The sequence below is a fragment of the Amycolatopsis rhizosphaerae genome, from assembly GCF_007713715.1.
In the GTDB taxonomy this organism is placed as follows: Bacteria; Actinomycetota; Actinomycetes; order Mycobacteriales; family Pseudonocardiaceae; genus Amycolatopsis_E; species Amycolatopsis_E rhizosphaerae.
In genome coordinates, this window is sequence record NZ_VJWX01000247.1 from 1 (window position 1) to 10,375 (window position 10,375).

The 10,375-nt window shown below is 70.4% G+C and carries 5 protein-coding genes and 1 pseudogene; 4 read left to right on the forward strand and 2 right to left on the reverse strand.

What is annotated here, in order from left to right; genetic code table 11:
- Positions 1–398 (reverse strand): annotated as a pseudogene (locus FNH05_RS22465) (hypothetical protein); the annotation flags it as partial.
- 356 nt (positions 399–754) lie between these two features.
- On the opposite strand from FNH05_RS22465, the gene FNH05_RS22470 reads away from it, so the two are divergent.
- From FNH05_RS22470 to FNH05_RS22485, 4 genes are all read left to right on the forward strand, one after another.
- Complete coding sequence (locus FNH05_RS22470) at positions 755–1,051, forward strand: acylphosphatase (protein WP_144590694.1); 297 nt, start codon at positions 755–757, stop codon at positions 1,049–1,051.
- Positions 1,052–1,205: 154 nt separating this feature from the next.
- On the forward strand, positions 1,206–4,817 hold the full coding sequence (gene smc, locus FNH05_RS22475) for a chromosome segregation protein SMC (protein WP_144590692.1): 3,612 nt from the start codon (positions 1,206–1,208) through the stop codon (positions 4,815–4,817).
- Between the two features lie 146 nt (positions 4,818–4,963).
- On the forward strand, positions 4,964–7,564 hold the full coding sequence (locus FNH05_RS22480; protein WP_246127886.1) for a glycoside hydrolase family 172 protein: 2,601 nt from the start codon (positions 4,964–4,966) through the stop codon (positions 7,562–7,564).
- Between the two features lie 108 nt (positions 7,565–7,672).
- Positions 7,673–8,698, forward strand: coding sequence for a fatty acid desaturase family protein (locus FNH05_RS22485; RefSeq protein ID WP_425458476.1), 1,026 nt, complete (start codon positions 7,673–7,675; stop codon positions 8,696–8,698).
- Between the two features lie 46 nt (positions 8,699–8,744).
- Here the strand turns inward: FNH05_RS22485 and FNH05_RS22490 are convergent, their stop codons facing one another.
- Positions 8,745–10,292 carry a sodium:solute symporter gene (locus FNH05_RS22490; RefSeq protein ID WP_144590693.1) on the reverse strand — a complete coding sequence of 516 codons (1,548 nt, stop codon included), beginning with the start codon at positions 10,290–10,292 and terminating at the stop codon, positions 8,745–8,747.
- Between the last annotated feature and the right edge of the window lie 83 nt (positions 10,293–10,375).

The window sequence follows — 10,375 nt, forward strand, 5'->3', positions numbered from 1 at the left end:
GGGCTGCCCGGCGGGAGCACCACCGGGGCGCTGGAACTGCCCGGCGGCGGCACCAGGGTGACCGTGGTCCTGCCGTCCTTGCCGACGTGGACGACGGCGGTCGGCGTGGTGGAGGCGGTGGTACCGGGCAGGGGGGTGCCGGTGACCGTCGTCTGGCCGGGGACCGCGCTGCCCGGGATCATCTCCGGGCCCGAGGAGGTGCTGTTGCCGCTGGTGATCCCACCGTTGGCGGATTGGGTCGTGGGCGCGGCGAGTTCGGCGAGGCCGCCGAACGCCGTGGCCAGGACGACACCGCTCATCGCGAGCAGGGCGTAGCCGTTGCGCTTGGCCCGCGACGCGGAATCGCGCGGCGGCGCCACTTCCGTGCGCCGACCCGGACGTGACCCCGATTGGGTCATGGTGGCTCCTTGCCGAGGAAAATCCGCCTGTGGGTAGGAGGAGTCTATTAGTTTAGGTTGTCGTTCGAAGCGGCGGAGCCGCTTGCTGTGGGCCGTCAACTTGCACCGCCGCGGGTTCTCAGGTGGTTCCTGGCAAGAACAGCACTGCCAGCGCGCATGAATTGGCATTCATGAGGAGGCGATCCCGCAGTCAGGGACCGCCTGAGGTTCCGCTACCCGCACCGCCACGCAAACCACTTCGAAACAGTCTCTAGCCCAAGCGGCTGATCGGCAGGCACGGTAGCACTGTGGGCTGACGCGGGGCGAGCGATGCGGTGCTCAGGGTTGACACTCCGCAATCGCCGGCGTACGGCACGATGGGGGCCGTGGAGACGGGAAACGAGCCGGTTCGCCTGACCGCCTGGGCGAGCGGCCGCGTGCAAGGGGTCGGTTTTCGCTGGTGGACCCGGTGCCGGGCGCTCGAACTGGGCCTGGTGGGCAGTGCGGAGAACCTGCCCGACGGCCGGGTCCAGGTGATTGCGGAGGGTCGCCGGAACCACTGTGAGCAGCTTCTGGCCACCCTGCGCTCCGGCGCCTCACCCGGAAGTGTGGATCGGGTCGTCGAGCACTGGTCGGCCGCGCGGGGCGGGCTGACCGGCTTCGACGAGAAGTAGCCAGGACGCGGAAGTGCGCCGCCGGGCGGGGGAAGCGCGCCGCTGACCGGGGGACACGCGGCGCGTCCCTCACCCAGAGCGGGTGGGCCGCTAGACTCACCCGACTGGCAGCGCTTTTTCCACGGTCTCAGCGGTTCGGAGGGGTCCCCGCCTCGTGCACCTGAAGAGTCTGACGCTGAAGGGCTTCAAGTCCTTCGCCTCGGCTACCACCCTGCGGTTCGAGCCGGGCATCACCTGCGTGGTGGGCCCGAACGGCTCGGGCAAGTCCAACGTGCTGGACGCGCTGCGCTGGGTGATGGGCACGCAGGGGGCGAAGGACCTGCGCGGCGGCAAGATGGAGGACGTCATCTTCGCCGGCACCTCCGGGCGGGCCCCGCTCGGCCGCGCCGAGGTCACGCTCACCATCGACAACGCCGACGGTGCCCTGCCCATCGACTACACCGAGGTTTCGATCACCCGCCGGATGTTCCGGGACGGGGCCAGCGAATACGAGATCAACGGCAGCACCTGCCGGCTGCTCGACATCCAGGAACTGCTGTCGGACTCCGGTATCGGCCGCGAAATGCACGTCATCGTGGGGCAGGGCCAGCTGGCGCAGATCCTGGAGTCCAAGCCCGAGGAGCGCCGCGCCTTCATCGAGGAGGCGGCCGGGGTGCTCAAACACCGCAAGCGCAAGGAAAAGGCTCTCCGCAAGCTCACCTCGATGCAGGGCAACCTGGACCGGCTGGGCGATCTGACCGCCGAACTGAGGCGTCAGCTCAAACCGCTGGGCAAGCAGGCCGAGATCGCGCGCAGGGCGCAGACGGTGCAGGCCGAGTTGCGGGACGCGCGGCTGCGGCTGCTCGCCGACGATCTGGTGACCCAGCGCGCCGCGATCGCCAGGGACGAGGCGGACGAGAACCGCGCCAGGGCGCGCCGCGCCGAGGTCGAGCAGGAGCTGGAGCTCGTCTCCGCGGAGGAGGCCCAGCTCGAGGCCCTGCTGGCCGAGGACGCGCCGCGGCTGACCGCCGCGCAGGACACCTGGTACAAGCTGTCCGCGCTCGCCGAGCGGCTCCGGGGCACCGTGCGCCTGGCGGTCGAGCGTCAGCGGCACCTGTCGTCGGCGGTGGAGGCGCATTCCGGCGGCCGGGATCCGGAGGAGATGCTCGCCGAGGCCGAGCAGGTCGCCGAGCGCGAAGAGGAACTCAACGAGGCGGTCGTCGAGGCACGGGCACTGCTGGCACAGACCGTGCAGCGCCGCGAGCAGTTCGAACACGCGGTCCGGGCCGCGGAGAAGGCGCATATGGCGGCGGTGCGGGCGATCGCCGACCGCCGCGAGGGACTGGCCAAGCTCTCCGGCCAGGTCGAGGCGCTGCGCAGCAAGAACGGTGCCACCTCCGATGAGGTCGACCGGCTCACCGCCGCCATCGACGAGGCCGCGGCCCGCGCCGAGATCGCGGTGGAGGAGCTGGAAGAGGCGAAGGCCGCGGGCGGCGCCGAAGAGTCCGGCGACGCGGAGTTGCAGGCGCGTCACGACCGGGCGGTGGAGGCGAACAACGCCGCCAAGGCCCGGGTCGAGGAGCTGGTGAAGGCCGAGCGGGCCGCCGAGCGGGAGATCGCGTCGGAGAAGGCGCGGGTGGACGCGCTTTCCCTGGGACTCAAGCGCAAGGACGGTGCGGGCGCACTGCTCGCCGTGAGCGAGCGCCTGCCCGGTCTGCTGGGTTCGGTGGCCGCGCTGCTCACGGTCGAACCGGGGTACGAGGTCGCGCTGGCCGCGGCGCTCGGACCGGTGGCCGACGCGGTCGCGGTCCGGGGCGGTGAGGACGCGCTCGCCGCGCTGAAGTACCTGAAGGACAACGATGCCGGGCGGGCCGGTGTGCTGCTCGGCGGGCAAGAGTACACAGTGGACACCTCCTCGTGGCCCGCACTGCCCGAGGGTGCGCGCTGGGCGCGCGAGGTGGTCAGCGCGCCGCAAGTGCTGCGTCCCGCCGTGGAGCGGGCGCTGGCGCTGGTGGCCATTGTGGACACCCTCGACGCCGCGCGCCGGCTGGTCGCCGTGCACCCCGAGGTCGCCACCGTCACCGCCGAGGGCGACGTGTTCGGTGCGCACTGGGCGGCAGGCGGGTCCGCGGCGCGCAGCGAAAGCGTCATCGAGGTGCAGGCCGCCGTCGACGAGGCGCAGAACCGGCTGCTCGTCGCGGAACGCCTCCTCGAACGGACCGCCGCCGAGCTGGAAGGGGCGCGGGCCGAGCAGCAGGCCCGCCGCGACGAGGTCGGCCAGGCCAAGGAGGCGCTGGGGGAGGCCCGGGTGCGCAACGCGCGCTCGGCGGAACGGCTCAACCGGCTGCAGCAGGCGGCGCGCTCGGCGGAGGCCGAGGTGAGCAGGCTGCACCAGCAGCGCGCGAAGGTCGAGGCCGGCCGTGAGGAAGCGGTCGCGAAGCTCGCCGAACTCGAAGAGCGCCTGGCCGCGGTGGCCGATCAGCCGGTCGACGAGGATCCGGACACCAGTGAGCGCGACCAGGTCGCCGAAGAGCTCGCCGTGGTCCGCCAGGAGGAGGTCGAGGCGCGGCTCGCGCTGCGCACCGCCGAGGAGCGGGCGCGCAGCATCGCGGGGCGGGCCGAGTCGCTGCGGCGCGCGGCCCACGCCGAGCAGCAGGCGCGGGAGCGGGCGGAAAAGGCCAGGGTCGCCCGCGAGAAGGGGGCGGCCATCGCCTCCGCCGTGGTCGACGCCGGGGAGCTGGCACTGGAGCGGATCGAGCTGTCCGTGCAGCGTGCCGCCGCCGAACGGGACGAGGCGCAGGCCGCCCGGCAGCAGCGGGAGACCGCTCTCGCCCAGATCCGCAGCCGGGTCCGTGAGCTGGCGGGTGAACTGGAGAAACTGACCGACGCGGTGCACCGCGACGAGGTGCTGCGCGCCGAGCAGCGGCTGCGGCTGGAACAGCTCGAGACCAAGATCTCCGATGATTTCGGCATCGCGCTCGACGAGCTGGTGGCGGAGTACGGGCCGGACGTGCCGGTGCCGCCGAGCGCCGGGGAGATGGCCGAGTACACCGAGGCCAGGGAGCGCGGCGAGCAGGTGAGCGCGCCGCCCGCGATGCCCTACGACCGGGCCACCCAGGAGCGCCGCGCGAAGCGGGCCGAGAAGGACCTGTCCCTGCTGGGCAAGGTCAACCCCCTGGCGCTGGAGGAGTTCGCGGCACTGGAGGAACGCTACAAGTTCCTGTCCACGCAGCTGGAGGACCTCAAGGCCACCCGCAAGGACCTGCTGACGGTCATCAAAGAGGTGGACGACAAGATCCTCGAGGTGTTCACCTCCGCCTACCACGACGTGGCACGCGAGTTCGAGATCGTTTTCTCGGTGCTGTTCCCGGGTGGTGACGGCCGCATGGTGCTCACCGAGCCCGGCGACATGCTCACCACCGGCGTGGACGTCGAGGCGCGGCCGCCGGGCAAGAAGGTCAAGCGGCTTTCGCTGCTTTCGGGCGGGGAGAAGTCGCTGGTCGCGGTCGCCATGCTGGTGGCGATCTTCCGTGCCCGGCCTTCGCCGTTCTACGTGATGGACGAGGTCGAGGCCGCGCTGGACGACACGAACATGCGGCGGCTGATCAGCCTGCTCGAGCAGCTGCGCGAGTCCTCGCAGCTGATCATCATCACGCACCAGAAGCCGACCATGGAGATCGCGGACGCGCTGTACGGGGTGAGCATGCAGGGCGACGGCATCACGAAGGTGATTTCGCAGCGGCTGCGCGCCGACAAGATCGAAGCCCCCGCAGACACGCCGGTCTGACGCTCGCTTTCACCCGTCCCGGTCTCCTCCGGTTCCCCGGCCGGGTGGTTGTCCGAACCACTCGCGTGGCCGATGGACAGCCCGGCCCGGCGTGGCCTTTACTGGCTCGGCAATCGATTACCCGTGCCGAGCCAGGAGCCCTTCCCATGCCGAAGCCTTCCTTTGTCATGCCGGAAAACTGGCGAAGGCCGAGTCTGGTCACCCTCGGGCTGCTGCTCATCGCGGGGCTCACGGCGGCGATGCCCGCCGTGGCCCGCGGTTCCGACAGCCCCGACGGCTCCGACAGTGCCAACAATGCCGACAATGTCGCTGTCACCGCCGGTGCCGACAAGGGGCCGGTCGGCTGGGAGACCTACCGGTCGCTGTCGGGCATGGCCCGGTTGCGGCCGGGGGAGCAGGTCAAGCAGTTCTCCAGTTTCGACCGCACCGGTGGCAACGACGACGGATTCAACGGCACCTATTCGTGCCTGCGCCACGAGCCGGGCGGTGAATGCGTGATCGCCGAAGCGCACGGCGCCGGGGAAATCTCTTCGATGTGGTTCACCTACGCCGCGGATTCCGTGGCCGCGATCGGCGGCATCACGGTGGAACTCGACGGCCGTGTCGTGTTGCAGGGATCGTTGCAGGACATCGTCGACGGGCGGAAGGGGGCGCCGTTCGTCTGGCCGCTGGTGGGAAATTCGGCCGACACCATGGGCGGATCGGTGATCAAGGTCCCGATGCCGTACACGAATTCGATGCGGATCACCACGCAGAACAATCCGCACTTCTACCACGTGACCTACCGCCAGTTCGCCGACGCGAGGGGGGTGCACACCTTCGATCCCAGCGACCGGGCGCTCGACGTGCTCGCCCGCCTGCGCGGGTACGGGATCCGCGATCCGAAACCGCCCGCCCCTGGAACGTCCACACAGGACAGTGGGGTGGCGCTGGCTCCCGGGGCCTCGCTGAGCCTGCCGGTGACCGGGGGCGCCCGGCAGCTGACGCGGCTCGAACTGCGGTTGCCCCAGGTGAGCGCCGCCCCGGCGGTGTACGACGACGGCCGCGCCTTCGGGCCCGGCCGCAGCGAGTTCACCGCGGCCATCGCCCCCGGCAACGAGGGGGTTCGGGTGACCAGGAGGTACGACGCGGGAATCGGGAACCAGCGGGCGAGCCTGGCCGTGGACGGGCGGCAGGCGGGGGAATGGGCGCCGGGCGCGGCCGCGCCCGGCACCTGGGCCGACCAGACCATCGAGATCCCGGCGTCGATGACCGCGGGGCGGTCGAGCCTGCGCCTGACGAACACCTTCGTCTCCTCGGACGTGGACTTCAACGAGTTCCGCTACGAGATCCACAGCAGGATCGGCGGCCAGTGGGTGCGCACGGACGTCATGGACGTCGGGCCGAACCACGTCAGTGACGAGGCCGTGCACGGCTACCGCATCACCGGCGGCACCTGGGCGGGCCTGCGCTGGTTCCGCTATCCCGTGCCCGCGGACCGGGTCGCCGCTTCGGCGGCGGTACTGGCGGGGTTGCGGCTGCGGATCACCTTCGACGGCAGGACGACGGTGGACGCGCCGGTCGGCGAGTTCTTCGGTTCCGGCCTCGGGAAGTACGCCTCGCGCACACTCCTGCATTCCATCGACACCACCGAAGACGGCGCCTTCACGTCCTGGTGGCCCATGCCCTATGCGCGGGAGGCCACGGTGGAACTGGTGAACGGTTCGGGGGTGGCGATCGGCGATGGGCGGCTCGGCGTGACCTCCGCTCCGGATCCGTCCGTTGTGGACGGTCTGCGCAGCGGTGCGCTCGGCTACTTCCACGCCACCGGGCGCCGCGGCGACACGGTGGACGGCCAGGACTGGTCCTTCCTGAACACCTCGGGCCGCGGCCTGTTCTACGGGGTCACCACGACCATGCGCGGGCACATCCCGCCCGGGCCGGTCTCGCAGCTGAACTACCTCGAAGGCGACGAGCGGATGTACCCGGACGGCTCGGCGAGTCCAGCGATGTACGGCACCGGCTCGGAGGACTTCTACGAGTCGGGCTGGTACTTCCAGGACGCCCGCGACGGGGCCGTCGAAGGGGTGCCGTACGCGATGCCGCAGGCCGGGATGGTCGGGCACGAAACGGCGGCCGACGGCTGCCAGTACGTCTGCCTCGGCGCCTACCGGCTGATGATCGCCGACGCCGTCCCCTTCGGCGACGGTGTGGAGTTCGACATCGAACACGGCGACCGCTCGTCGATGCCCGCGGAGTACAGCTCCACCGCCTACTGGTACGGGCAGGCGGACCCGTCGCTGCGGAGCGGCGACACGGTGGACCTGGCCGACGACGGCAGCCGCGCCACGCACGGGTACTCCGCCGAAGGGGAGACGCGCACCACGCTGACCTCCACCTTCGAGGGCAAGGGCGACCGGACGCCGGTGACCGGTGGTGTCACCTACGCCACCGGCACGATCCGCTTCACCGCGAAGACCGACCCGGGCAACCGGGGGCTGCGCCTGCGCCGGACCTCCGATCAGGCCCTGCCCTTCCAGCAGGCGAACGTCTACGTCGACGACCGGCTGGTCGGCGAGTGGTACCAGCCACTGGGCAACGCGTTCTCGCGGTGGCTGGAAGACGCTTTCGACGTGCCGGCCTGGGCGACCGCGGGGAAGCAGGCCGTGCAGGTGAGGATCGAACCGATCGGCGGGGCACCGTCCTGGTCGAGCGCGCGGTACACGATCTACTCACAGGTAGGTGCGGCCGCGCCACCCGCCGACTGACCGCAAACCTCCTGGGGTACCGTGGCCGCATCAGGAGCCCACTCGGACGAACGGAACAAACCGGCCGATCGGATCGGCGACCTCCGCGTCCCCGACCGGTAGCCGGTGATCACTGAATTGACGTACAGCTTCGTCCGCCGTGGAAGCGATTTCGCCGAACTGATGCGCGATGTCAAGGAACGGGGCCTGCTCCGGCGGCGCCCCGGTGACTACGCCTGGAAGCTCACGCTCAACGCCACCCTGCTCGTCCTCGGCTGGGTCGCCTTCGCCTTCGTCGGGGCTTCCTGGTGGAACCTGCTGACCGGCGCGTTCTTCGCGCTCGTCTACGCGCAGCTGGCCTTCCTCGGGCACGATGCCGGGCACAAGCAGGTCTTCGCCGGGCGCCGGGCCAACGACGTCGCGGGCTACCTGCTCGGCGCACTCGTGGGGATGAGCTTCGCGTGGTGGGTGGGCAAGCACAACCGCCACCACGCCTACCCCAACCACGAGGACGACGACCCCGATCTCGACATCGCGGTGCTCGCGTTCACCGAGCAGCAGGCCGCGGAAAAGCGCGGATTCTTCCGCTGGATGACCAAGTACCAGGCCTTCCTGTTCTTCCCGCTGCTGCTGCTGGAAGGGCTCAGCCTGCACAACTCCAGCGCCGTGGCCGTCCTCCGCGGCCGCGTCAAGGCCCGCCGGCTCGAAGCGGTGCTGCTCGCCGCGCACTTCGCCGGCTACCTCGCCGCGGTGTTCCTGGTGCTGACGCCGCTTCAGGCGCTGGTGTTCATCGCGGTGCACCAGGGGCTGTGGGGGCTGTACATGGGCTGTTCGTTCGCGCCGAACCACAAGGGCATGCCGACGCTGAAGGCGGGCGAGAAGCTGGACCACCTGCGCAAGCAGGTGCTCACCTCGCGCAACGTGCGGGGCGGGCGGATCACCGACTTCGCGCTGGGCGGCCTGAACTACCAGATCGAGCACCACCTGTTCCCCAGCATGCCGCGCGCGAACCTGCGGCACGCGCAGCCGCTGGTGGAGGATTTCTGCCGCCGCCTGGGACTGCCCTACCACCAGTCCAGCGCCTTCGGCTCCTACCTGCAGGTGCTGCGGCACCTGCACACCGTCAGCGCACCTCTGCGGGCCCGGGGCGCCTGAGCGCCCCGGGCCCGCAGGGGCCGGAAGCTTGCCGGGCCCGGGCCGGTCAGGAACCGGCCGGTTCCGGGGCCGGTTCGGGTTCGGCGCCGACCCTCGGGTTGGCGCTGCGGTGCCGCAGCGACAGCGCGCCGCCGACCACCAGGGTGATCAGCACACCCAGCAGCGTGTACCAGGGGAAGGCCAGGCCCACCGGCTTGGCGCCGGGTGCGGGCGGGATCTTCACCGCGAGCACCACCACCGCCATCACCGCGACGGTCACCACGAACGCGATGATCGCGTCGAGCTGGCGTGCCCGCTTGACCCACATGCCGAGGAAGAACGCGCCCAGCATCGCGCCGTAGGTGTAGCCGGTGATGGACAGGCCCTGCTCGATGACCGGGTTGTTGCGGCTGCTGAACGCCGAACCGAAGATCGCGAACACCACCGCCCACACCAGCGTCCACATCCGGCCGTGCCGCAGCAGCTTCGAGTCCTCCGGCTTGCGCTTGGTGAACCGCTGGTACAGGTCGGCGACGGTGGAGTTCGACAGGGCGTTGAGCGCCGAGGCCAGCGCCCCCATGGTGGAGGCGAGGATCGCGGCGATGAGCAGCCCGGCCATGCCGACCGGCAGTTCGCTGGTGATGAAGTTGGTGAAGATGTCGTCGCTCTTGACCCCCAGTTGCTTCAGGTTGCGGAACCCGTTGTGCGCCCACAGCATCGCGCCGACCAGGAGGAACAGGGCGAACTGGAGGGTCACCGCGATCCCGCTGCCGATGAGGGCCTTGCGCCCGTCCGCGACGCTGCGGCAGGCCAGGAACCGCTGCACGATCAGCTGGTCGGCGCCGTGCGAGGCCATGGTGAAGATCGCCCCGCCCGCCACCGCGGTCAGGAAGGCGTACTGGCTGGTCAGCAGGTGCAGGCCGGAGAAGTCGAAGTCGAACAGCTTGAACACGCCCGCGTCGGCGGCCTTCGAGGTCCAGCCCGCGGGCAGCTTCGTGGCCAGCACGATCATGGCGATGATCGCGCCGCCGACGTAGACCGTCAGCTGGATGACGTCCACCCACACCACCGCCTTGATCCCGCCGACGAGCGCGTAGATCACCGTCAGTGCGGTCAGCGCCACCACGATCTGCCAGTACTGGGTGTGCAGTCCGTAGTGCGAGAGGATCAGCTGGATCGGGATGGCGCCCGCGAACAGCCGGACCCCCTCGGCGAGCAGCCGCGTGACGATGAACGCGATCGAGGACACGCCCTGCATGGCCGGGCCGAACCGCTCCCCGAGGAACGCGTACGCGGTGGACTGCTTGCCCTTGAAGTAGCGGGGCAGCAGCACGAACGACACCAGCGTGCGGCCGAGGATGTAGCCGAACGGCAACTGGAGGTAGGTGAAGCCGTTGTAGTTGCCGGAGGCCGCCCAGATCAGGCCGGGGGTGCTGATCACGGTGAGGGTCGAGGTCTCGGTGGCCACGATCGAGAAGCACACGGCCCACCACGGCAGGCTGCGCTCGCCGATGAAGTAGTCCGCGGCCGACTTCTGCTTGCGCCCGACGAGCACGCCGATGGCGGGCATGGCCGCCAGATAGACCACGATGATGGCCAGATCAGCGGGATGCATCTGTTTCTCCTACTCTTCGGGCGAACCGTGGCCGACCCGCAGGCGGGTGACGGGTCCGGCGTGGGGACGGGGCAGGGTCAGGG